The 22,365-nt window shown below is 47.1% G+C and carries 25 protein-coding genes; 14 read left to right on the forward strand and 11 right to left on the reverse strand.

The features are described 5' to 3' along the window. The first annotated feature begins 90 nt into the window (after positions 1-90). The 6 genes from ACKTRM_RS03940 (at position 91) to nosA (ending at position 6,899) form a co-directional block, all read left to right on the forward strand. Positions 91-1,695: a sensor histidine kinase gene (locus ACKTRM_RS03940; protein WP_012117059.1), complete on the forward strand. Its 1,605-nt coding sequence runs from the start codon at positions 91-93 to the stop codon at positions 1,693-1,695. Continuing rightward, complete coding sequence (locus tag ACKTRM_RS03945) at positions 1,692-2,372, forward strand: response regulator (protein WP_012117060.1); 681 nt, start codon at positions 1,692-1,694, stop codon at positions 2,370-2,372. Before ACKTRM_RS03940 ends, ACKTRM_RS03945 begins: the two co-directional genes overlap by 4 nt. 12 nt (positions 2,373-2,384) lie before the next feature. Further along, positions 2,385-3,347: a tripartite tricarboxylate transporter substrate binding protein gene (locus ACKTRM_RS03950; protein WP_012117061.1), complete on the forward strand. Its 963-nt coding sequence runs from the start codon at positions 2,385-2,387 to the stop codon at positions 3,345-3,347. A gap of 192 nt (positions 3,348-3,539) precedes the next feature. Continuing rightward, the gene (locus ACKTRM_RS03955) at positions 3,540-4,838 is read left to right on the forward strand and encodes a citrate:proton symporter (protein WP_007408485.1); all 1,299 of its coding nucleotides are present in this window, start codon (positions 3,540-3,542) and stop codon (positions 4,836-4,838) included. Between the two features lie 51 nt (positions 4,839-4,889). Beyond that, entirely contained in the window at positions 4,890-5,684 is a 795-nt protein-coding gene (locus ACKTRM_RS03960; RefSeq protein WP_012117062.1) for an MBL fold metallo-hydrolase, read from the forward strand. 123 nt (positions 5,685-5,807) lie between these two features. Next, complete coding sequence (gene nosA / locus ACKTRM_RS03965; RefSeq protein WP_012117063.1) at positions 5,808-6,899, forward strand: nitric oxide synthase; 1,092 nt, start codon at positions 5,808-5,810, stop codon at positions 6,897-6,899. Here the strand turns inward: nosA and ACKTRM_RS03970 are convergent. Further along, entirely contained in the window at positions 6,893-7,165 is a 273-nt protein-coding gene (locus ACKTRM_RS03970; protein WP_012117064.1) for an acylphosphatase, read from the reverse strand. The two genes, nosA and ACKTRM_RS03970, sit on opposite strands and share 7 nt — an antisense overlap. A gap of 67 nt (positions 7,166-7,232) precedes the next feature. Here ACKTRM_RS03970 and ACKTRM_RS03975 point away from each other — a divergent pair, with 67 nt between their 5' ends. Beyond that, positions 7,233-7,892, forward strand: coding sequence for an MOSC domain-containing protein (locus tag ACKTRM_RS03975; RefSeq protein ID WP_012117065.1), 660 nt, complete (start codon positions 7,233-7,235; stop codon positions 7,890-7,892). 39 nt (positions 7,893-7,931) lie between these two features. Here the strand turns inward: ACKTRM_RS03975 and ACKTRM_RS03980 are convergent, their stop codons facing one another. The 4 genes from ACKTRM_RS03980 to map all read right to left on the reverse strand — a co-directional run bounded on the left by ACKTRM_RS03980 (position 7,932) and on the right by map (position 9,600). Then, positions 7,932-8,066, reverse strand: coding sequence for a YflJ family protein (locus ACKTRM_RS03980; RefSeq protein ID WP_003155609.1), 135 nt, complete (start codon positions 8,064-8,066; stop codon positions 7,932-7,934). Between the two features lie 178 nt (positions 8,067-8,244). Continuing rightward, the gene (locus tag ACKTRM_RS03985) at positions 8,245-8,400 is read right to left on the reverse strand and encodes a hypothetical protein (protein ID WP_003155608.1); all 156 of its coding nucleotides are present in this window, start codon (positions 8,398-8,400) and stop codon (positions 8,245-8,247) included. A gap of 82 nt (positions 8,401-8,482) precedes the next feature. Further along, entirely contained in the window at positions 8,483-8,794 is a 312-nt protein-coding gene (locus ACKTRM_RS03990; RefSeq protein ID WP_003155607.1) for a DUF3243 domain-containing protein, read from the reverse strand. A gap of 56 nt (positions 8,795-8,850) precedes the next feature. Next, a complete protein-coding gene (gene map / locus ACKTRM_RS03995) occupies positions 8,851-9,600 on the reverse strand; it encodes a type I methionyl aminopeptidase (RefSeq protein ID WP_007408490.1) in 750 nt (249 codons plus the stop codon). Between the two features lie 164 nt (positions 9,601-9,764). Here map and nagE point away from each other — a divergent pair, with 164 nt between their 5' ends. Beyond that, on the forward strand, positions 9,765-11,147 hold the full coding sequence (gene nagE / locus ACKTRM_RS04000) for an N-acetylglucosamine-specific PTS transporter subunit IIBC (RefSeq protein ID WP_012117066.1): 1,383 nt from the start codon (positions 9,765-9,767) through the stop codon (positions 11,145-11,147). 126 nt (positions 11,148-11,273) lie between these two features. Next, on the forward strand, positions 11,274-11,717 hold the full coding sequence (locus ACKTRM_RS04005; RefSeq protein ID WP_007408492.1) for a YfmQ family protein: 444 nt from the start codon (positions 11,274-11,276) through the stop codon (positions 11,715-11,717). A 40-nt stretch (positions 11,718-11,757) separates the two neighbouring features. Here the strand turns inward: ACKTRM_RS04005 and ACKTRM_RS04010 are convergent, their stop codons facing one another. Beyond that, positions 11,758-13,695 (reverse strand): LTA synthase family protein, encoded by a 1,938-nt coding sequence (locus tag ACKTRM_RS04010; protein ID WP_007610031.1) that lies wholly within the window; start codon positions 13,693-13,695, stop codon positions 11,758-11,760. Positions 13,696-13,940: 245 nt separating this feature from the next. On the opposite strand from ACKTRM_RS04010, the gene ACKTRM_RS04015 reads away from it, so the two are divergent. Continuing rightward, the gene (locus ACKTRM_RS04015) at positions 13,941-14,318 is read left to right on the forward strand and encodes a J-domain-containing protein (protein ID WP_007610033.1); all 378 of its coding nucleotides are present in this window, start codon (positions 13,941-13,943) and stop codon (positions 14,316-14,318) included. A 9-nt stretch (positions 14,319-14,327) separates the two neighbouring features. On the opposite strand, the gene ACKTRM_RS04020 is transcribed toward ACKTRM_RS04015, so the two are convergent. From ACKTRM_RS04020 to ACKTRM_RS04030, 3 genes are read right to left on the reverse strand one after another with little or no spacing between them, the layout of a single operon-like run. Then, positions 14,328-14,759 carry an Hsp20/alpha crystallin family protein gene (locus ACKTRM_RS04020; protein WP_003155596.1) on the reverse strand — a complete coding sequence of 144 codons (432 nt, stop codon included), beginning with the start codon at positions 14,757-14,759 and terminating at the stop codon, positions 14,328-14,330. 15 nt (positions 14,760-14,774) lie between these two features. Then, entirely contained in the window at positions 14,775-15,017 is a 243-nt protein-coding gene (locus tag ACKTRM_RS04025; RefSeq protein WP_003155595.1) for a spore germination protein, read from the reverse strand. A 14-nt stretch (positions 15,018-15,031) separates the two neighbouring features. Further along, the gene (locus ACKTRM_RS04030) at positions 15,032-15,292 is read right to left on the reverse strand and encodes a spore germination protein (protein ID WP_007408496.1); all 261 of its coding nucleotides are present in this window, start codon (positions 15,290-15,292) and stop codon (positions 15,032-15,034) included. 270 nt (positions 15,293-15,562) lie between these two features. Between ACKTRM_RS04030 and treP the strand changes: the two genes are divergently transcribed. The 4 genes from treP to ACKTRM_RS04050 all read left to right on the forward strand — a co-directional run bounded on the left by treP (position 15,563) and on the right by ACKTRM_RS04050 (position 20,275). Then, positions 15,563-16,978 (forward strand): PTS system trehalose-specific EIIBC component, encoded by a 1,416-nt coding sequence (treP, locus tag ACKTRM_RS04035; RefSeq protein ID WP_012117067.1) that lies wholly within the window; start codon positions 15,563-15,565, stop codon positions 16,976-16,978. A gap of 75 nt (positions 16,979-17,053) precedes the next feature. Then, positions 17,054-18,739, forward strand: coding sequence for an alpha,alpha-phosphotrehalase (gene treC, locus ACKTRM_RS04040; RefSeq protein ID WP_012117068.1), 1,686 nt, complete (start codon positions 17,054-17,056; stop codon positions 18,737-18,739). Between the two features lie 21 nt (positions 18,740-18,760). Next, entirely contained in the window at positions 18,761-19,477 is a 717-nt protein-coding gene (treR, locus tag ACKTRM_RS04045) for a trehalose operon repressor (protein ID WP_012117069.1), read from the forward strand. 132 nt (positions 19,478-19,609) lie between these two features. Further along, complete coding sequence (locus tag ACKTRM_RS04050; RefSeq protein ID WP_003155588.1) at positions 19,610-20,275, forward strand: NAD(P)H-dependent oxidoreductase; 666 nt, start codon at positions 19,610-19,612, stop codon at positions 20,273-20,275. Positions 20,276-20,310: 35 nt separating this feature from the next. Here the strand turns inward: ACKTRM_RS04050 and ACKTRM_RS04055 are convergent, their stop codons facing one another. Next, positions 20,311-21,072, reverse strand: a complete 762-nt coding sequence (locus ACKTRM_RS04055; protein WP_007408500.1) for a YibE/F family protein — start codon at positions 21,070-21,072, stop codon at positions 20,311-20,313. Further along, the gene (locus ACKTRM_RS04060) at positions 21,069-22,208 is read right to left on the reverse strand and encodes a YibE/F family protein (protein WP_012117070.1); all 1,140 of its coding nucleotides are present in this window, start codon (positions 22,206-22,208) and stop codon (positions 21,069-21,071) included. The genes ACKTRM_RS04055 and ACKTRM_RS04060 overlap by 4 nt, the downstream gene beginning before the upstream one ends. Positions 22,209-22,365: the final 157 nt, after the last annotated feature.

A 22,365-nucleotide genomic window follows, 5' to 3' on the forward strand; every position in this document is an offset into this window, starting at 1 on the left:
GCAAGAGAACAAGATCACGAAAATTCTCAAAAATGAGAAACAAAGATTTAAAAAGTGGTATGATTTTAGGAGGAAAGGACGGCTGGTGCTGTGTTGGAAGCAAAGCGGTTTTGTGTCTCTCTGCAAATGAAAATCGCCGGATTAATTGCGGCTTTATTAATACTTGTCATCGGAACGCTCACAGTTATATTTGCCTTTCAGCAATTAAAGGAAGGCCAGAAGCAGGCTGAACAGCTGGCGGTGCAAACGGCAAAAACCATTTCATACATGCCTCCTGTAAAAGAGGCGTTCCGGCTTGCGGATCAAGAAGCTTTTACAAAGTTAGACGTCATTGAACAAATGAAAGAACAGGCAGGCGCGCACGCCGTCTACATCACTGATCAAAAAGGGCATGTTGCATTTCATTCGGCCCGAAGCAGTATTCCGAAAGAAAATCAAAATCTGCAAAATAAAACCGTCATGTTCGGCGGGTCACCGGTTTCCGACGGAATGAAGGCTGTCCGGGGAAGCGCCCCGGTTATTTTGGAGGAAAAAAATCATAACGAAGTCGTCGGAACGGTGACAGTCGAGTTTTTACAAGATGAGATAGAAAAAGATATGAAAGCGCATCTGCGGCATTTAGGCTATTTTGCATGTTTGGTGTTTCTTATCGGCATCGGGGGAGCGGCGGCGCTCGCAAAAAGCATCCGTAAAGATACACTCGGCCTTGAACCGCATGAAATTGCAGCGCTGTACAGGGAGCGCAATGCGATGCTCCTTGCGATGAAAGAAGGGATTATCGCCGTAAACAAAGAAGGCGCGGTAACCATGATGAATTTATCTGCGGCTGGTATGCTGAATCTTCCGGAACCGATGATCGGAAGGCATATAAAAGAAATCATGCCGGGCGCAAATCTCATGCCGGTTTTGGCAGGGGGAGAATTACCGCCGAACGTGGAGGTGCGTGCCGGAGATAAAGTATTTATCTTAAACGTGAAAGAAATGAAGCAGACCGGACAAGTATACGGAGCGGTGATCAGCTTCCGGGAGAAAACAGAGCTCAAGAAACTGATTAACAAGCTGACTGAAATGAAAAAATACTCAGAGGATCTTCGGGCGCAAACGCATGAATTCTCGAATAAGCTTTACGCGATCCTCGGTCTGTTAGAGCTGGGCGAATATAATGAAGCCATTGAACTGATAAAAGAAGAGTACGCCATCCAGAATGAACAGCACGAAATCCTCTTTCAAAACATTCATTCACAGCGGGTTCAGGCCATACTATTAGGAAAAATGGGAAAGGCGTCTGAGAAGAAAGTGAAGCTTTCAATAGATGAAAACAGCTTTTTAGAATCGCTGCCGGAGCATGTGGGTTCATCCCAGCTCATTACGATCATCGGAAATCTTATTGATAACGCTTTCGAAGCCGTCGCCGAAAAAGAGAAAAAAGAGGTCGCCTTTTTTATGACCGATATCGGCAGAGATATCGTCATCGAAGTGGCAGATTCAGGAGACGGCGTGCCTCAGGAAAAAACAGAAACGATATTTGAAAAGGGCTACTCTTCAAAGGGGACGAGGAGAGGATACGGCTTAGCCAATCTGAAAGAAGCCGTCAGTGAATTGCAGGGATCGATAGAGATTTCGCAGCAGAAGAGCGGCGGTGCCGTATTTACGGTGTTTATACCGAAAGAAACGCCAAAGGGGGAATCGGTGTGATTAACATCGCGATTGCAGAGGACGACTTTCGAATAGCGCAAATTCACGAAAAATTTATCGAACATCTTGATGGATTCAATGTCATCGGCAAAGCAATCAATGCCAAAGACACCATATCGCTGCTTGAGAAACGGCAGCCTGATCTGCTGCTTTTGGATATTTATATGCCGGATGAGCTGGGAACAGATCTGCTTCCCCTTATCCGCGGCCGTTTTCCTTCTGTTGATATCATCATTATTACGGCTTCTGCCGAAACAAGACTGCTGCAGGAAGCGCTCAGATCAGGCGTTTCCCACTATGTCATAAAGCCGGTGTCGGCACATAAATTTACAGAAGTGCTTTTGCAGTACCGGGAAAAAAGAGAATGGCTGCACTCACAGCCGGAGCTGAGCCAGTCTGTTATCGACATGTTTTTCGGAAGCGGTCAGAAAGAACAAAAACAGCTCAATGATCTGCCGACCGGGATTAATTCGATTACACTTCAAAAAATCAAAAACGCGCTCAGGGAAGCCCAAAAAGGGATGACGGCCGAAGAACTGGGCGAAAAAATGGGCGCCTCCAGAACAACGGCGCGGCGCTACGCCGAGTTTCTCGTTTCTCAGGAAGAAGCGCTCGCTGAATTAGAGTACGGCATTATCGGCAGGCCGGAACGGAAATATTATTTAGCACATGAATAAGGGATGGGAGAAATGAAGCGGTTGGGAGTGCTTCTTGTCATGCTGGCGGCGCTGGTTTCTTTTGACGGACGGCAGATGGCGGGCATCCGTTCAGCCGAAGGGCCGGTTGAAATTGTCGTCCCGGCGGCGCCTCAAGGGGGCTGGGACGTAACGGCAAAAGCTTTGCAATCGGTTATAGAGCGGAAGCAAATATTAGGCCGGCCCGTAAAGATCGTCTATAAACCCGGCGGAGGCGGAGACAGCGGCTGGAAATATGTAAACGAACGAAAAACGGATGTCATCAGTATGAATTCAAGCCTGCTGTTAAGCAATGAAATTTTGGGACAAAGCCGGCTGAAGGCAGCTGATTTTACGCCTTTGGCCATTATCGCAAAAGAGTGGCAGACCGTCGCTCTTCCGAAGGATTCAAAGATAAAAAGCGGAAAGCGGCTGCTCGGCGATATTAAAGCACATCCGGGCGGCATAAAAATCGGATTTGCGCCCGGCCTCGGAAATGATGACCAGCTCTCCTTTGCGAGAGCGGCGGAAATGGCCGGAATTTCTCCGTTTGATATCCGCTTTTTTCAATACGGGAGCAGCAATGAAGTCATTGAAGCTCTTATCAGCCACGAGATAGACGCCGCCTCAATGACCATTTCAGAAGCGAGAGACGCCTATCGGAAAGGGAAAATCACATTGGCGGCCGTTACGTCGGACAAAAGGCTCTCCGGCTTCAGCGATGTGCCGACATGGAAAGAGCAGGGGGTGCCGTTTGTCTTTGCGCACTGGAGAGGCATCATGGGGCCGAAAGACATGACCGAAGGCGAGATCGCCTATTGGGATCAGGCTTTGAAACAGATTACCTCATCCGCGGAGTGGAAGCAAATGTTGAAAAAACGGGATTGGGAGAGCTTTTATAAAAACAGCAGCGGCGCAAAACGCTTTTTAGAAGAGCAGACCGAGTTTTATAAAGAGATGATGAGCAGCGAAAAATAAGCCTTCCGCATATTTGCGGGAGGCTTTTTATTTATAAATGAACAAAATGAACGAAAAGGTTATAAAAAATTAAAAATCTTTAAAATCCAAAATATTTACTTCAATATCCAATTCTCATAAGATAGCAAAAAGGCGGATAAAGGGGATCGGGCCTTTAAAATGTAAGCGTATTCATGATAAGGGGGACATACTGTGTTAGCAATCTTAGGCTTTCTTATGATGCTTGTTTTTATGGTGCTGATTATGACAAAACGGCTTTCAGTGTTAACGGCGCTCGTATTAACGCCGATCGTGTTTGCGCTGTTTGCCGGGTTTTCTTTTAACCGGGTCGGCGAGATGATGATTTCCGGGATTGAACAGGTGGCGCCGATTGCAGTCATGATTATGTTTGCGATTCTTTATTTCGGCATTATGATTGATACCGGTTTATTTGATCCGATGGTGTCGCGTATTTTAAAGCTGGTTAAAGGCGACCCGCTCAAAATTGTAGTCGGAACAGCCGTTTTGACCATGCTTGTCGCACTGGACGGAGACGGCTCGACGACGTATATGATTACGACAAGCGCAATGCTGCCTTTGTATATCATGCTCGGAATCCGTCCGATTATTTTAGCGGGAATCGCCGGTGTCGGCATGGGTATCATGAACACGATACCATGGGGCGGCGCGACGCCGCGTGCGGCGAGTGCGCTCGGCGTTGACCCGGCAGAGCTGACGGGGCCGATGCTGCCTGTCATTGCCAGCGGAATGGTGTGTATGATTGTGGTCGCTTATGTACTCGGAAGGATGGAAAGGAAACGGCTCGGGGTGATCGAATTAAAGCAGCCGTCCCATACAAATGAAACGGCTGCGGCTGCGGAAGATGAATGGAGGCGGCCGAAACTGTGGTGGTTCAATTTACTGTTAACGCTTTCTTTAGTGGGATTTTTAGTGTCAGGAAAAGTGAATTTAACCGTGCTGTTCATCATTGCGTTTTGTATCGCGCTGATTGTCAACTATCCGAAGCTTAACGATCAAAGGGAGCGTATTTCAGCCCATTCGAGCAATGTGCTTGCGATCGGTTCGATGATTTTTGCCGCAGGTGTGTTTACCGGAATTTTAACGGGGACGAAGATGGTTGATGAGATGGCCATTTCCCTCGTATCGCTTATTCCGGAACAGATGGGGGGATTTATTCCGGCAATTGTTGCCTTAACGAGCGGTATTTTTACATTTCTGATGCCCAATGACGCCTATTTTTACGGCGTGCTGCCCATTTTATCCGAGACCGCCGTGGCGTACGGTGTAGATAAGGTGGAAATCGCCCGCGCTTCGATCATCGGCCAGCCGATTCATATGTTAAGCCCGCTCGTGCCGTCGACGCATTTATTAGTCGGGCTTGCCGGGGTCACCATTGATGAACACCAGAAATTTGCCATGAAATGGGCGGTTCTTGCCGTTATCGTCATGACGGCCTTTGCGCTCATCATCGGCGCAATCACGATTTTTTAACATAAAACACCCGGTTCGTCGCACACTAAAGGCATCAGAGGAGGTGCCATGATGAGTGATCCGTTTATGCCGCTTTTTTCAGTGAGAAGCGGGGCCGGTTTTAAAGCGGCGGACGGCGTTTACGGACTGACCGTGCAGATTGCGAATGTTTACTTTATCGAAAATCCCTCAGCTCCGCGGGAAATCATTCTGGTTGACGCTGGAATGCCTCAATCGGCGGAGATGATAACAGAAGAAATGAAACGCCGGTTCAAAGAGGGGTATCAGCTGAAGGCGGTCATTTTGACACACGGTCATTTTGATCATGTCGGTGCGATTGAAGAGCTGCTTGAGTTTTGGGATGTGCCGGTTTACATTCATGAAAAGGAGCTCCCGTACGTCACGGGGAAAGCGGATTATCCGCCTGCCAGGCCCGATGCGAAAAAGGGGCTTGTCGCAAAGCTGTCACCGCTGTTTCCGCGCCATACGATCCGCATTCCGTCCGTTCAGGCATTGCCTTCAGACGGTACCGTTCCGTTTCTTGAGGAGTGGAGATGGGTGCATACGCCCGGTCACACACCCGGCCATATTTCATTATTCCGGGATAAAGACCGCGTTCTGCTTGCCGGTGATGCCGTGATCACTGTTGAACAGGAATCGCTTGCGGACGTTGTCATTCAAAAGCAAGAGCTTCACGGGCCGCCCGCTTATTTTACAGCGGATACGCAGACGGCGGCCGCATCCGTTCAGAAACTGGCCGAACTGGAGCCGGAAGCGCTTTTGACGGGTCACGGAATTCCGATGACGGGAAAAAACTACCGTGAGGATTTGCTTACACTGGCTGAAAAACTGCATTCCGTTTTGTAAAACACCTGCGAACATCACAGGTGTTTTTTCTTTGCAGTTTCCAGTATGATACAAAAAAACCATTGTGTTCACTCCTAAAAACGATACAATGGGAAACAGATGTAAATTGAAGGAGAGAGTTTTTTGAAACATACGGAAATACTTTGGGATGAGGCGAAGGATTTTATTGATGTCTGCTATCAGGAACTCGGAATGGAATCGCAAATCAACGCGCGTCTGCACGCGATAAAAGATGAGATAGATCGGACGGGAAGTTACGTCCATACGGCGGAAGAGCTTGAACACGGGGCGAAAATGGCGTGGCGCAACAGCAACCGCTGTATCGGGCGTCTGTTCTGGCAATCGCTGAACGTCATTGACCGGCGCGGTGTGAACACGAAAGAAGAGGTGCGCGACGCATTATTTGAACATATTGAAATCGCCACGAACGGCGGAAAAATTAAACCGACGATTACGATTTTCCCTCCTGAGAAGAATGGGGAGAAGCAAGTGGAAATCTGGAATCACCAGCTCATCCGCTATGCGGGATATGAGACTGAAAAAGGAAGAGTCGGTGATCCGGCATCATATGAGCTGACGGCTGTCTGCGAAAAACTCGGCTGGCGCGGGAAGCGGACCGATTTTGATATTCTGCCGCTGCTTTTCCGGATGAAAGGGGACGGGCAGCCGGTCTGGTATGACCTGCCTCAGACGCTCGTGAAAGAAGTGCCGATCACCCATCCGGATATTGAAGAGTTTGCCGATTTAAATCTCAGATGGTACGGGGTTCCGATTATCGCCGATATGAGGCTTGAAATCGGCGGGCTGTCGTACAACGCGGCGCCTTTTAACGGATGGTATATGGGAACCGAAATCGGCGCAAGGAACCTTGCTGACGAAAAACGGTATGATATGCTCAAAAAAGCCGCTGCAGTCATGGGGATTTCCGCCAGCCTGAATACCGACCTATGGAAAGATCAGGTGCTGGTGGAACTGAATAAGGCAGTGCTCTATTCATACAAAAAACACGGTGTCAGCATTGTCGATCACCATACGGCGGCGAATCAATTTAAACGCTTTGAAGAACAGGAACAAGACGCGGGCAGAAAGCTGACGGGCGACTGGACCTGGCTGATTCCGCCGATCTCGCCGGCTTCCACCCACATTTTCCATAAATCATATGACAATACGATTGTGAAGCCGAATTATTATTATCAGGACAAGCCTTATCAGTAACTGATGGAAAAGGTGCGGTACCCTTTCAGACGGTGTGATTCTTCGATGGTTACGCCTGTGACATTTGAGAAGGGGCTGCCTTTTCTGACTGCTTCGGCAAATTGTTTTAACGACTCTTCAGGACCTTCGGCAAGGATTTCCACCCGGCCGTCATCACGGTTTTTTACCCAGCCGGCTACCTTATGTCTGTCGGCTTCCATCTGGACGAAGTAGCGAAAACCTACGCCCTGAACCCGGCCGTCTGCAATCATATGATACTGAAGCATGGAAAAACCACCTTTTTCTTACTATGATAAAGGAAAGATAGGATATTTCGCAAAGGATGTGAACGAGGTGACGCAAGACTGTTCTGTCTTATCTATCAATCTCGGAAAGCCCGCAATTCATGAATTTGCCGGCAGACAAATCAATTCCGGCATCATAAAGCGGCCCGCAGATTCTCCCGTCATGCTGTATAAAACCCATTTTGACGGGGACGGGCAAGCCGACTTGAAGCATCACGGAGGCCCCGATAAAGCGGTGTGCGTGTATCCCGCCGAGCATTATTCATATTGGGAAACAACGCTCGCGAGAAAACTTCCCGCCGCCGCGTTCGGGGAGAATGTAACGGTCAAAGGACTGGCCGAACAAGACGTGTGGATCGGAGACGTCTTTCAGCTGGGGGAAGCCGTCGTTCAAGTAAGCCAGCCGCGCCAGCCCTGCGTCAAACTCGCGCTCAAATATGGCATCAAAGATATGGTGCTCCGTGTACAGCAGACGGGATTTACCGGCTTTTATTTCAGGGTGCTTGAAGAAGGATATGTCGATCCGCGTCCCGTCCTCAAGCGTCTGTCGAGAGGAAAAGAAAGCATTTCCGTCTGGTATGCGAATGAAGTGAAATATCGTGATTCCGGCAATCTGTCAGCGATTGAAGAAATACTGCGGGAAGAAGCGCTGTCAGAAAGCTGGAGGGAGTCCTTCCTTAAAAAAAGAGACAGGCTCACTAATGTATAGAAAAAAGCCGTGCTGCACTGACAGCACGGCTGATTTACGTTATGCTTGTTTTTTTGTTTCCAGCAGATTGGCAAGGAAGTACTTTTTGAAGCTTTGAAGCTTTCTTCCTTCATAGTGGGTAATTCCTTTTTTCTTTAACTCTTCTACATACCAGCCTTTACTGCCATAATGCATGTCAGAAAACTCCTTTCTCCGTTCTCCCGCTGGGGAGGTTTCTTCAGTTTTTGCCAAACTTTTGGCATTGTAACATCTATAAAAAGACGCTGAAAAGGGACAACGCAAAAACTGAGACTTTCGATTCAGAGATGTAAAGCTTTCTTACATATATATGTAAAGGGCGGTCTTTTCATGCTTAATGGCCGGTTAATTTTAACAGCACCGTTCCGAGTGTCATGATTCCGAAAACGACGCCGAAATAAATCAGCATCCCCTTCTTTTTCTTCACTCCGTAAACGGTGAGAATGATGCTTTCAATAAAGAAAATAAACCCGAAGATAATAAACCACATGTTGAAAAATGGCTCCTTTCACAGACATATGTCCAGTGTAGCACAACTCTTATAACGGAGCATAAAAAAGCCGGGCACTGTATCAGTGTCCGGCAAGTTTGACGAGAAGCTGGGCCAAATGCTGTTTTTCATTGTCATCCGCAATGTCCCACAGTTCTTGTAAGAGTTTTTCTTCCGCATTGCGGGGCTCCTCGTGTTTGGCGAGATAGTCCCCGAGGATGGCGGCGCTTTTGATGATTTTGCTGTCATCCAGACCCAGTTTTTTTCCGGCGGAAATTTTCTGATGAAGGTACGCCTTAAATTCCTCGAAATCCTCTAAAATCTGCTGTTTCGTTACGCCGTGCATGGCGTGTATTTCGTTTTCGATTTTGATTTTTTCTTTATCTTTTTTCATGCGTCTCCCTCCTTCGGGTTAGTTGTTGTATACCTGTTTGGAAGGGAGATGAAACATTACAATGCAGTTAAAATAATCGGTTTGTCTTTTGTGATCACGATGGTGTGTTCCACTTGGGCGACAAGGCTTTTATCCGGCGTTTTAAACGTCCAGCCGTCTCCCGCTTCAACAATCGTTTCCGCTTTCGTGGAAATAAACGGCTCAAGCGCGATCACGGTTCCGTTTTTAAACAGCGCGTTATCAAACGGATCGTAGTAATTCATGATGTGGTTCGGCGCTTCATGGAGGTTTCTGCCGATTCCGTGGCCCGTCAGCGTTTTAATAACGGTAAATCCGTTGGAGCGGGCTTCATGATAGACGGCTCTGCCGATCTGGTTTTGGCGTTTGCCGGCTTTTGCCTGATCCAATCCTTTCTGAAATGCGGATGCTGCGCAGTTACAAAGCTTTTGCAGACGTTCATCGCCTTCTCCGAGTACAAATGAAATTCCCGTATCGGAATAAAAACCGCCGAACTCCGCCGAAATATCGATATTTACAAGATCTCCGGCTTTTAAGATTTTAGAGGCGCTCGGAATACCGTGAGCGACTTCGTCATTTACGCTGATGCATGTCACGCCCGGGAAATCGTATTCCTTCTCCGGAGCGGAAGCGGCTCCGTGCTCGTCAAGCACCGCCTTTCCGATCAGGTCAAGATCTTTCGTGCTCATGCCGGGCTCGGCTTTTTTCTTCATTTCTTCACGCGCCAGCGCGACGATTCTGCCGATTTTTTTAAGGCCTTCTAATTCTTGATCGTTCGTTACAATCATTGTCATTCCCGCTTTCTATTTTTAATCATCTGATTCAAGCTTACCACAACTGGTTTATAAATAGAAAACCAACAAGCCTTATGTGAATAAATGAAGGAAAATTGGTATAGATCACTAGATAACTTATGTGGTATATTTAAGAAAAAAGAAGGGGGATGGGTAAAATGCTTCAATTTTTGCAAAAACTCGGAAAATCATTTATGCTTCCGATTGCCGTTCTGCCCGCCGTTGGTATTATTTTGGCCATCGGCAGAGAGGACTTATTAAATATTCCGTTCATTTACGCGGCGGGGACCGCGGTATTTGATCATCTGCCGCTGATTTTCGCGATCGGAATCGCGATCGGGATTTCGAAAGACAGCAACGGGGCCGCCGCTCTGTCGGGAGCAATTTCTTATATCATGCTGGACGCGGCTGTAAAATCAATCAATTCGACAAATAATATGGCCGTTTTCGGAGGGATTATCGCGGGGTTAATTGCGGGATACACGTATAATCGCTTTAAGGATACGAAGCTGCCCGAATATCTCGGGTTTTTCAGCGGGCGCAGGCTCGTTCCGATTGTAACGGCGCTGATTACCATTATTTTGGCGGGGATCTTCGGATTTGTGTGGCCGCCGATTCAGTCGGTGATTACGTCTTTCGGGGAATGGATGATCGGGCTTGGCGGAATCGGCGCCGGGATTTACGGGATTTTTAACCGGCTTTTGATTCCATTCGGTCTTCATCATGTGCTGAATAATATTTTTTGGTTCCAGTTTGGCGATTTTCACGGAAAAACGGGAGATCTGGCCCGCTTCTTTGCGAAAGATCCGACGGCGGGAACTTATATGACGGGATTCTTCCCGATTATGATGTTCGGGCTTCCGGCCGCATGTCTGGCAATGATTGCCGCGGCTAAGCCAAGTAAGCGCAAAGCGACGGCCGGAATGATGATCGGTCTCGCGCTGACGGCATTTATTACCGGAATTACAGAGCCGATTGAATTTGCATTTATGTTTTTATCACCGCTTTTGTACGGGGTTCATGCTATATTAACCGGGTTCTCTTTATTTATCGTGAATGTTCTCGGAATCAGGTCAGGTTTTTCATTCTCGGCGGGGGCGATCGATTATCTCCTCAGCTACGGCATTGCCGAAAAACCGCTTTTGCTGCTCGTTGTCGGGCTTTGTTATGCAGTGATCTATTTTGTCGTCTTCTATATGCTCATCAAAACGTTAAACTTGAAAACGCCGGGACGGGAAGATGATGAGGAAGAGGAAGAAGTGCTTAGTGAAGATACGGCCGGTTCCGTCGAAGAACATGCCATGCTCAAGGGGCTCGGCGGCAGGCAAAACCTCGAAACGATTGATCACTGTGCGACCCGCCTCAGGCTGACCGTGCAGGATACGTCTCTCATTAATGAAGCGGCGCTTAAAAAAGCGGGAGCAAAAGGGGTTATCAAAACGGGGAATAAAACGGCGCAGGTCATTATCGGGCCGAACGTCGAATTTGTCGCGGAAGAGCTGAGAGAAGCCGTCCGCCTTGACGATCAGAAGCAGACTTGATAAATCCGGATCACCTATGTGATCCGGATTTTTTTTGAACATATATCAAGTTTCACATAATGTACAAAAAACAACGTTTTCTTCTATGTTAAGATTCATGTAGAACAAGTATGGAGATGATGTAAGGTGACATGGATTGCAGTTGTTTCAATAGTTGTCATAAGCCTGATTAAGATTGTGCTGACATGCCTTCCTACCGGAGCGGTGGAATGGATCCTCCGCAAGTTTGAAACCCATTCAAAGCTCAGTGACGCGTCCGCTGCCGTTTCCCTCGGCGGAAAACGTCTGGAAGGCGAAGACAAACGCCGGGTGATTGATGATTTTAACGAAGCCGTGTTTATCGAACGGCATTATATATACCCAGGGGATGAAGAGCGTTATCTTCATCCGCAAAACGGAGCCGATCCGCTTGTCATTAAGACGAGAAAAGGAAAAAAAGATGTGACGGTGTTTGTATACAGCTACGAAGATCATGTAGATGTCGTCAAACAGCAGAAAAAGAAAGTCGTCGCTTATTCAGTTCTTTCCGACAGCCTGCAAAAGCGCTCTATGGCCGCCGCCGGGAGCTGAACATAAAAAAGCCAGATCATTGATATGATCTGGCTTTTGTTTATTCTTTTTGATCATCTGCTGAGGAATCTTCACGCTTCGTATAATCGAATTGTGAAGGATCCACTTTCTTAAAGCCTTTCGGCTGATAGAAACGAAGCAGATCGCCGTTGATGATCTTATCAGACATTTCAAGCTCAGTCTTGACGAGAGAGTCTTCTTTTTTGTCGACTTCTGAATCATCTAAAAGTCTTCCGGTTTTCGTATCGTAATACTTGCCGGACACTTTCGTATAGTTCGGTGAGATGAAGTCTCCGTTACGGAACGGAATGACTTCTCTGTGCTCTTTCGATAAGATATCTGAACCTGACATGAGATAATCTTTCGTATCGACGCCGAGCAGATGAAGAACGGTCGGCGCGACATCGACTTCACCGGCAAATTTGTGATTACGGCCGCCTTTCACGCCGGGAGCGTGGATAAAGAGCGGCACCCGCTGAAGCTGGGCATTGTCGTATTCAGTGATCTCATCTTTGCCGAGCACTTTCGCCATCGCTTTATTATGGTTTTCGGAGATGCCGTAGTGGTCTCCGTACATCACGATAATCGACTTATCGTACAGGCCGTCTTTTTTCAGGTCATGAAAGAACTGTTCAATTGATTCATCCAGATAGTTCGCGGACTGGAAGTAATTATTAACGACTGAATCGCCAAAGTCTCCCGCCGGGAAGTCCGTGTCTTCTTTATCCATTCCGAACGGGAAGTGGTTGGACAGCGTAATGAACTTCGTATAGAACGGCTGCGGCAGGCTCTTTAAGAGCGGCATGGATTCTTTGAAATACGGTTTATCTTTCATGCCGTAGTTTTTCGTGTTTTCTTCGCTCATGTCATAATAAGCGGAATCGAAAAACTTATCGATGCCTTCCGCTTTGTACATTTCGTTACGGTTCCAGAAAGTCTGCGTATTTCCGTGGAAAGCGGCAGACGTGTACTTTTTGCCTTTTAAGATGGCAGGAACGGACTGCAGCGTGTTTTGCGCTTTATTGACGAAAACCGAACCTTGCGAAAGCGGGTACAGAGAGTTCTCCATCATAAATTCCGCATCAGATGTTTTACCTTGTCCCGTTTGGTGGAAAAAGTTATCAAAGTAGAATGTTTGATTATCGTGCGCCAGTTTGTTTAAAAACGGCGTCACTTCCTTGCCGTTAATTTTATAGTCAATGATAAAGGATTGCAGAGACTCTAATGAGACGTAGATGACGTTTTTTCCTTCGGCTTTTCCGAAGTAGACGTTATTCGGCACGTCATAGTTGGCCTTCATATAGTTTTCCACATCCGTTACATCGCTTGAATCGGCAAGCGCGCGCTGGCTGTTTGATTTCACATTCTGCACGGCATCGTAAATCGTAAAGTTGTACGTGCCCAAGTATTTCACCAGATAGTTTCGGTCAAATGAGCGTGTCAAAAGCTCAGGACGGTCGGATTCCGCGACGGCGAGGTTGATCAGGAACATAAGCACGGCGGAAGCCAAAACGATTCTGAATGATTTCTTCGCCGGTTTTTCAGCCGGTTTTCTCATCTTAAGGGCCAAAATAATCAAAATGACGGTATCCAGGAAGTAGAAGGCGTCTGTCCATCTCATTAACGAGAACGCGCTGTCTCCGAGCTGGCCGCCATTTGTCTTTGCCTGCATCATGACCGGGATGGTAATGAAATCATTAAAGAATCTATAATAGACGATGTTTGCAAAAAGCAAAAAAGACAATAAAAAATGAATCACAATAATGGCTGTCTGCTGTAATTTTTTCTTGAAAAGAAGCCCAAATCCAAGAAAGAACAAGCTGGAGCTCAGCGGATTCACAAAAAGCAATATTTTCTGGATCGTGTTGTCTATGCCGAGGTTAAAGTTTAAAATATAAGCGACATATGTTTTCACCCACAATAACACGACCGCTATCAAGAAGAAGGCAAGTCCTCTTTCTTTTATAAATGTTTTCATTGTTACACTCCTTTTTTCCGATCACGGTTTACACGGAACGATAGAAAAAACGAACGTAATCAATATACCATGAAACCAGCAAATAGAAAAGGTGGAAAAGGCTCATCGGAAAAAGGGCGAAAAACGCTGTCGCAACGGGGGTTGATCTGTTGAATGACAGCTTTAAAACATATAAATGGCACAAACTGGGATTTGTGTTTCCGTATGATCATACCCGGTTCTATTGAAAAAAGAGGTGAACAGTGATGGATATTGCCCATATCGTGGCTGAAGATAAAATCAAGCGCGCCATTAAGGATGGAGAGTTCGCCGGCATCAAAGGAATGGGAAAGCCCCTGCCGAAAGACGATGCCGCACATCTTCCGGAGTCGCTCAGAATGGGCTACCGCATATTAAAAAACGCCGGGATCGCCGAGGATGAGGGCGCGCTGAAGAAAGAGCTGATGACGCTCGATTATTTGATCGCCAAGTGCCGCAATGAACAGGAGCGGGATCACTTGCGGAACAAACGGACGGAAAAACAAGTCAGACTCGACAAACTGACGGAGGAGAAAGCCATGTTCTCAAAACCCGCATCTTCTCATTATAAGGAGAAAGTGTACAGACGGCTGGGCCGCCCGTAAGCCGGCTCTTTAGATTTTTTTCTGAAAAGGAATGTGCTCCATAAGGCGCGGGTAGGAAATGTGGAGCAGGCCGTTTACGCACTGCGCCTGTAACAGGTGGGGCTCAGCCGGTTCAGGAAGCTCAATCGTCTCATCGATTTCCCCGTAATACCGGTTTTGGCAGACGCCCATGTTCTTTGGAAAAAGGGGTGTGATGTTTCCTCTGATATGCAGCCGTGTTCTTGACAGCAGCCTCAATGTCAATTCTTCTTCGTAAACGCCGGGCATTTCCACAATGACGAATGTGTGCTGTTCATCCTGATAAATATCATAAGTCAGGGTGTTTTTTTGTAAGGAGAAAAAATCTTCGGGAGATTTCCGTTTCAGGACATTGGTCCAAAAGTCGCTGGGCTTGTGCTCGTTCGTAATCTCAAGCCACTTTCTCATTTTTTCGATATCCACTTCGGCAGAACCTCCCTATATTTGATTTGCGATCGGCATTGACGGGTTGGCGATCTGATCCTGATCGCTCACGTCAGGGTCAAGATGGCCCGAATTCAAACATCCGGCGGCCGGCGAAAAATCCCCTAAAGAAAAGTTCGCGCCGACAAATTTGCTGTTGGCGGTGTGGCTGTTTTGTACGGTCTGACCGATATCGACGTTTCCGTTTTGCGTTGCTCCGTTTACTTTTATATTGACGACGTTAATTTGGTAAGGCATTCATAAAAACCCCTTTAATCTATAATGGGCGGCACCGGCGTAATATTTGCGGTATCTGCGGTTCCGATGGCTGTCTGGTCGTTGACATCAGGATCATTTAACAAGTTCTCCATCATCGATTCTATAGGTGACGTATCGCCGAATGAAGAGTTCAGTCCTTGTGATTTGTTATTTGTGGTGGGACTGTTGTATGCCGCTTCCCCAATCGTAATAGATCCGTTGCCAGAAATACTGTTAATCTTCAAATAGTACAGGTTGATAACAGTGGATGGCATCTCTTCACACCTCTTTAACTTAGTTGTACAGTACTGTATGCTTTTTGTGCTCCTGTTGTGAATTCCGCCTGGACATGTTCCCGATAAAACAAGAAGTCAAGGCCCGGTTCCGGCGGGGCTTTTTTTGTTTCAGGGTCTTTCGCAGTATATATGTGATGAAAGCGCTATAAAAATAGATTGACGACATGTATATACATCATTACAATAGAGTCATAAACATGTATATACAAGTTTGTAAGACAAAATGAAAACGGTTACGGAGGGGTTGGCATGGGTGAGTTTAACCGGGCTGCGCGGCAGATCGCTGAAGCTGTCGGCGGAATCGAAAATATTGAGGCGGCGACTCATTGTGTGACGCGTTTGCGGTTTGCATTAATAGATGAAACCAAAGTAAACCAAAAAATGCTTGATGCAATAGACATTGTCAAAGGATCTTTTGCGGTAAACGGGCAGTTTCAAGTCGTGATCGGGCAGGGGACGGTCAACAAAGTATATGCGGAATTAGTGAAGGAAACGGGGATTGGCGAAGCGTCCAAGGATGACGTGAAGAAGGCTGCGGCGCAAAAAATGAATCCTTTACAGCGTGCTGTGAAAACGCTTGCGGACATCTTTATTCCGATCTTGCCGGCGATCGTCACGGCCGGGCTTTTAATGGGTCTGAACAACATCTTAACGGCGGAAGGCATTTTCTACAGCGCCAAATCGATTGTCCAAGTGTATCCGCAATGGGCGGATCTCGCCAATATGATTAATCTGATCGCGGGGACGGCTTTCGCTTTTCTGCCGGCTTTAATCGGCTGGTCAGCAGTGAAGCGGTTCGGAGGAAGCCCGCTCTTGGGTATCGTGCTCGGGCTGATGCTGGTGCATCCTGATCTGTTAAACGCATGGGGCTACGGGGCCGCCGAGCAGAGCGGCGATATTCCGGTGTGGAACCTGTTCGGCCTTGAGGTGCAGAAAGTCGGGTATCAAGGTCAGGTGCTCCCGATTTTGCTGGCGTCTTATTTACTTGCCAGGCTTGAGCTCTTTTTGACGAAACGGACGCCGGAGGGCATTCAGCTGTTGGTCGTCGCGCCGGTGACGCTTTTGGTCATCGGTTTTCTATCCTTTGTCATCATCGGTCCGATCACCTTTGCGATCGGTAACGCGCTGACGGCGGGATTGATTGCCGTTTTCGGCCAATTCTCCGCCATCGGAGGTCTGCTGTACGGAGGGCTGTATTCGGCGCTTGTAATCACGGGGATGCATCATACGTTTCTCGCGGTCGATCTTCAATTAATCGGATCAAAGCTCGGCGGCACATTTTTATGGCCGATGCTCGCATTGTCAAATATCGCTCAAGGATCGGCGGCTTTGGCCATGATGCTGATTACAAAAGATAAAAAACAGCGGGGGCTTTCACTGACGGCCGGCATTTCCGCATATTTGGGCATTACCGAGCCGGCGATTTTCGGCGTGAATCTGCGTTACAAATTTCCGTTTGTGATCGCCATGATCAGCTCGGGAATCGCGGGGATGTTCATCTCCGTCAAAGGCGTTCTCGCAAGCTCGGTCGGAGTCGGCGGCGTGCCGGGGATCTTCTCCATTATGAGTCAGTACTGGGGTCCGTTTGCGATCGGAATGCTGATCGTACTGATTCTCCCGTTTGCGGGAACATACGGGTATGCGAGGCTGAAACGGCAAAAATAGAAAACCTGCGGGGCGCCTTCTATCAGGCTGTCCCTTTTCCCTTTCAATTCAAAACATTACAGGCGGTGAAGAAAAATGAAAACAGACAGCACACCATGGTGGAAAAAGGCAGCGGTATATCAAATTTATCCGAAGAGCTTTAATGATACGACGGGAAACGGGATCGGTGATCTGAACGGTATTATCGAGAAGCTTGATTATTTGCAGAAGCTTTTAATTGATGTCATTTGGCTTACGCCGATTTACGATTCGCCGCAGAATGACAACGGTTATGACATTCGCGATTATTGCACTATTTATGAAGAATACGGAACGATGGAGGATTTTGAACGCCTTATCGATGAAGCGCACAAAAGAGGAATCAAGGTCGTCATGGATCTTGTCGTCAACCATACATCAGTCGAGCATCAATGGTTCAAAGAAGCGGTCTCGTCACCCGACAGTCCGTATCGGGATTTTTACATTTGGAAAGACGGAAAGGAAGACGGCCGGGCGCCGAACAACTGGGAATCAAAATTCGGCGGTTCCGCTTGGGAGCTCGACCCGGCGTCAGGCCAGCACTATCTGCATTTATTTGATGTGTCGCAGGCCGATTTGAACTGGGAAAATGAAGAGATGAGAAAACAGGTTTACGACATGATGCATTTTTGGTTCCGGAAAGGGATCGACGGCTTCCGGCTGGATGTGATCAACCTCATTTCTAAAGACCAATCGTTTCCTGATGCCGAGGATGGGCGTGACGGGCGCCCTTATTATACGGACGGGCCGCGCGTGCACGAATTTCTCCATGAGATGAACCGGGAAGTGTTTTCGAAATATGACAGCATGACGGTCGGTGAAATGTCCTCGACAACGGCTGACCACTGCATCCGGTACACAAACCCTGAGAATAAAGAACTCGATATGACTTTTAACTTTCACCATTTAAAAGTGGATTATCCGAATGGTGAAAAATGGGCGCTCGCTCCGTTTGATTTTCTGAAGCTGAAACGGATTTTAGCGTTTTGGCAGACGGAGATGCAAAAAGGCGGAGGCTGGAACGCATTATTCTGGTGCAACCATGACCAGCCGCGGGCCGTATCCAGATACGGAGACGACGGCGTATACCGGACGAAATCAGCCAAAATGCTGGCGGCGGCCATTCATATGATGCAGGGCACGCCTTACATTTATCAAGGTGAAGAGATCGGCATGGGCAATCCGAAATTCGATGACATCGGCTCATACCGCGATGTCGAATCATTGAACATTTACAAAAAGATGAAGGAAGAAGGCGTGCCCGAAAAAGACATTATCGCCATTTTAAAAGAGAAATCAAGAGACAATGCAAGAACCCCCATTCAGTGGAACAGCGGGCCGCACGGCGGTTTCACGACGGGCACGCCTTGGATTCCGGCGGCAGATGATTATCGGGACGTTAACGCGGAAGCGGCTTTGCGGGACCCGGATTCAATTTTCTATCATTATCAGAAGCTCATCAAGCTCAGAAAGGAATATAACATCGTGACTGAAGGAACGTTTGAGCTGCTTGCTGAAGACGATCCGGCGGTTCTGGCGTACGTCAGACACGGCAAGGATGAAAAACTGCTGTGCATCAACAACTTCTACGGGAAAGAAGCGGACTTTACGGTTCCGCTTAAAGACACGGACGGCTGGCGGTTTACGGTGCTGCTGACGAATGATGAACCGAGGGAAGGGCGGCCGGAACGATTGACGCTCCGTCCGTATGAATCGATCGTTTATCATCTGACAAAAGCGTGATACACTAATCTGGGTGGTCAAATGAAAGTGAATAAATACATCACAATCTATAAAGATATGGTGCGGCAGATCGAAAGCGGCCAGCGGAAGGCTGAAGACGTTCTTCCGTCTGAAAATGATTTGTGCGATCAATACGGCACATCACGAGAAACCGTCCGCAAAGCGCTCAATATGCTGGCGCAAAACGGCTACATCCAGAAAATCAAAGGCAAAGGCTCCGTCATATTAGACAGAGAAAAAATGCGTTTTCCCGTCTCAGGCCTGATCAGCTTCAAAGAGCTTTCGGAAACGCTCGGAAAAGAGACGAGAACGACGGTTCACCGTCTCGGGCTGATCCTGCCTCCCTCAGAAGCCGCAAAAGAGCTTGGTACAGAAGCGGATGAAAAGGTGTGGGAAGTCGTCAGATCAAGACGGATTGACGGAGAACATATTATTTTGGACAAGGATTACTTTGTGAAAAAACATGTGCCTCTATTGACGAAGGCGATTTGCGAAGATTCGATCTATGAGTATCTTGAAGGAGAGCTCGGCCTGTCCATCAGCTACGCGCAAAAGGAAATTGTCGTGGAGCCGGCGGGGGAAGAGGACCGGAAGTATTTGGATCTCGGCGGATTCAGCCATATGGCGGTCGTGAAAAACCGCGTCTTTTTGGAGGATACCAGCCTCTTTCAGTACACGGAAAGCCGGCACAGGCTCGATAAATTCCGTTTCGTCGACTTTGCGAGAAGAGAAAAATAAAAACGGACTGCCGCGGCAGCCCGTTTTTTTGTCAGTATCAAAATGAATACTATCCAACAAAAATGTGCGTACTGGTACTTTCAAAAATAATGGCTACAATAGTACATAACGATTGAAAAGGAGAGATCATGAATGTCAGATAAAAAACAGCAGATCATCGAAGCGTATCAATTCAGACACGCCACAAAGGAATTTGATCCTGAGAAAAAAATTTCAGAAAGCGATTTTGAATTCATTTTAGAAACGGGAAGATTATCCCCAAGCTCACTCGGTTTGGAGCCTTGGAAATTTGTCGTCGTTCAAAATCCGGAGCTTCGTGAAAAACTCCGCGAGTTCACATGGGGCGCGCAAAAGCAGCTGCCGACCGCAAGCCATTTCGTACTTCTGCTTGCCCGGACGGCAAAGGATATCCGTTTTGACGCCGACTATGTCAAAAATCACTTGCGGGAAGTCAAAAAAATGCCGGAAGATATGTATGAAGGCTATATCAGCAAAACGGAAGACTTCCAGAAAAATGATTTCAATTTGCTAGAATCAGATCGCGCGCTGTTTGACTGGGCATCCAAACAGACTTACATCGCCCTCGGCAATATGATGACAGCCGCTGCGCAGATCGGAATCGACTCCTGCCCTGTAGAAGGCTTCAACTACAAAGAAATTCACCGGATTCTTGAAGAAGAAGGGCTTCTGGAAAACGGAAGTTTCGACATCTCTGTTATGGCCGCATTCGGCTACCGTGTCAGAGAACCGCGCCCGAAAACAAGATCTGCCTCAAAAGACGTTGTAAAGTGGGTATAAGATAAAAAAGGCTGCCGGGCGTGTCCCGGCAGCTTTTAACGTTTATTTGGTTTTGCTAAAAAACAGGCGGTGATCCAGGACGTAACGGGAATGATGATGCCGATCCCGATTCCGGCACAAAGAATGGTAACGGCTTCCGCACTGAATACTTTTGAGTTCACTATTTTTTCAGCTGAGTATGATAAGTCTTTAAACCAGATAATTAAAGCCAAATAGCTGCCGAAAAAAGCAAAGAATAACGTATTCGTATTCGTTCCTAAAATATCTCTCCCGATGCTTAATCCGAATGTGTACAGATCTTTTCTGCTCATGGACGGATTATGACTGTAAATTTCCCGCATGGGTGAAGTAATGGAAATCGCGACATCGGTAATCGCCCCTATCGTGCCCATGATGATCATGGCTGCGGTAACCTTCACAAAATCCACCCCGACAAACAGTGTGAATATGCCGATATCACCCAATTCTTCTTCACCGAATCCCTGAATTGAAGTATGTTTTGTTACAGACATAATAAAAAACAGCAGCAGTACAATCGTCAGCATTGCAGAAATAAAGGCGGTTACGGTTTTGACGTTTCCTCCATTAATATAAAAAAGAGTAATGCTGCAAATCACGGCGGAAGAGAGCAATGTTAAAACAATCGGATTGATATGCGGGTCTGTCATGAAAATGATGGTGAGAAAGAGAACACCGAAATTTAAGAATAACGCAATAAAAGACCTCGCTCCTTTTTTTCCGCCGATGATGACCATCAATAGAAATAAAATCGCCGCGAGAATTACGATGACATTCATGAGCTTGCCTTCTTTCGTTTAATAAAAAAGATAGAAGCATACAGACTGGCGGGTATGGCTAATACAATTCCGATCCCTCCGGCCAATGCTCTGGCTATTTCCAAGGAAATGTTCATAGAAAGAGTGAATCCTATCGGGGAATCATTTTTCAAATACAAAAGCATCATCGGAATAGAGCCGCTTATATAAGCAAAAAACAGAATATTGGTCATCGCCCCCATGATGTCTTTTCCGATCTCCATCCCGGAACGTCTGAGAGCTTGTAATGAGATACCCTTGTTTTCTTCATATAATCCGAAGACAGATGACGTCATGGTAATGGCCACATCCATGACCGCTCCCAGTGATCCGATAAATACCCCGGCCATGAACACCGTGTGATAAGGGCGGGTTAAATACTGCATTTCCTCATATCTGAGACCTTTCTCTCCGGTTGCCAGCATCACCAGATACGTAATCAGCAGGGAAACGAAAGTGCCTGCGAGCGTCGCGGCAATGGCAGCGTATGTTTTCGCGTGAAAACCGCTGACAAGCAGCAATGAGATGACAGTAAAGATGAGAATACAGATACCGCAGATGAAAATTAACCCTGTATTAGGATGCTTCCTGTACAAATCTAATGCAAACGACAGTAAAACGGCGTTAAACATCAGGCTGACGATCGAAAAGAAGCCTTGTTTTTTTCCGACGATAAGCAAGGTGAAGATGAAAACCCAAGCGATCAGCAAAAGCTGTTTATCCCGTTTTTTATCTATAATGCTTCCCGATATATCCTTGTTTGATGGTTTCCCTTTATCAATAGAAACGAATACTTCATCGCCAATCGAATATTTTTGATCGTTCGCTCCGGATGATGAATACTGATTGGGCAAATGAATGAGCTGTCCTTTCTGACTGCCGTTTTCAAGTCTGGCAGTGATCGTCTGATTGAAAATCTTATCTTTGTTTTTATGCATGTCCTGTACGTCAGACTGATGTTCCAATGTTGTTTTCGTCACTTTGGCAATCGGCCGCTCATAAAAAGAAGCATTGTGAGTGACGAAAATGAACGAGCTGATAAAACAGAGCGCTGTTATCACGTAAAACAGCTTTTTCTTGTAAGACATGCGGTTTCGTTTGTGTCCTGTTATCTTCAAAAAAAGTCCTCCAAACAGGCGGCGCCGTATGAAAGAGAGGCCCTGCCGTGAAGTGTTAAACGATGCGGATGTATGTCTCTCGCGAATAACGTTCATATTTTATCACTCGGCCGTACGGCTGTCGACTCAGAGGGGGACCGAGAGAAAAAGCTCCCCT

This window comes from Bacillus sp. D7-8, from assembly GCF_052055895.1.
GTDB classification, from domain to species: Bacteria; Bacillota; Bacilli; order Bacillales; family Bacillaceae; genus Bacillus; species Bacillus velezensis.

Excerpts from the sequence above, each read along its gene's own strand:
- map (WP_007408490.1), bottom strand. The coding sequence starts at position 9,600 with ATGATTGTAACGAACGATCAAGAATTAGAAGGCCTTAAAAAAATCGGC.
- ACKTRM_RS03985 (WP_003155608.1), bottom strand. The coding sequence starts at position 8,400 with ATGTGGTTTATTATCTTCGGGTTTATTTTCTTTATTGAAAGCATCATT.
- treR (WP_012117069.1), top strand. The coding sequence starts at position 18,761 with ATGAAAGTGAATAAATACATCACAATCTATAAAGATATGGTGCGGCAG.
- ACKTRM_RS04055 (WP_007408500.1), bottom strand. The coding sequence starts at position 21,072 with ATGAATGTCATCGTAATTCTCGCGGCGATTTTATTTCTATTGATGGTC.
- ACKTRM_RS04050 (WP_003155588.1), top strand. The coding sequence starts at position 19,610 with ATGTCAGATAAAAAACAGCAGATCATCGAAGCGTATCAATTCAGACAC.
- ACKTRM_RS04015 (WP_007610033.1), top strand. The coding sequence starts at position 13,941 with ATGGATATTGCCCATATCGTGGCTGAAGATAAAATCAAGCGCGCCATT.
- ACKTRM_RS04025 (WP_003155595.1), bottom strand. The coding sequence starts at position 15,017 with ATGCCTTACCAAATTAACGTCGTCAATATAAAAGTAAACGGAGCAACG.
- ACKTRM_RS03970 (WP_012117064.1), bottom strand. The coding sequence starts at position 7,165 with ATGCTTCAGTATCATATGATTGCAGACGGCCGGGTTCAGGGCGTAGGT.
- treP (WP_012117067.1), top strand. The coding sequence starts at position 15,563 with ATGGGTGAGTTTAACCGGGCTGCGCGGCAGATCGCTGAAGCTGTCGGC.
- ACKTRM_RS04030 (WP_007408496.1), bottom strand. The coding sequence starts at position 15,292 with ATGCCATCCACTGTTATCAACCTGTACTATTTGAAGATTAACAGTATT.
- nagE (WP_012117066.1), top strand. The coding sequence starts at position 9,765 with ATGCTTCAATTTTTGCAAAAACTCGGAAAATCATTTATGCTTCCGATT.
- ACKTRM_RS03950 (WP_012117061.1), top strand. The coding sequence starts at position 2,385 with ATGAAGCGGTTGGGAGTGCTTCTTGTCATGCTGGCGGCGCTGGTTTCT.
- ACKTRM_RS03990 (WP_003155607.1), bottom strand. The coding sequence starts at position 8,794 with ATGAAAAAAGATAAAGAAAAAATCAAAATCGAAAACGAAATACACGCC.
- ACKTRM_RS03980 (WP_003155609.1), bottom strand. The coding sequence starts at position 8,066 with ATGCATTATGGCAGTAAAGGCTGGTATGTAGAAGAGTTAAAGAAAAAA.
- ACKTRM_RS04010 (WP_007610031.1), bottom strand. The coding sequence starts at position 13,695 with ATGAAAACATTTATAAAAGAAAGAGGACTTGCCTTCTTCTTGATAGCG.
- ACKTRM_RS03960 (WP_012117062.1), top strand. The coding sequence starts at position 4,890 with ATGAGTGATCCGTTTATGCCGCTTTTTTCAGTGAGAAGCGGGGCCGGT.
- treC (WP_012117068.1), top strand. The coding sequence starts at position 17,054 with ATGAAAACAGACAGCACACCATGGTGGAAAAAGGCAGCGGTATATCAA.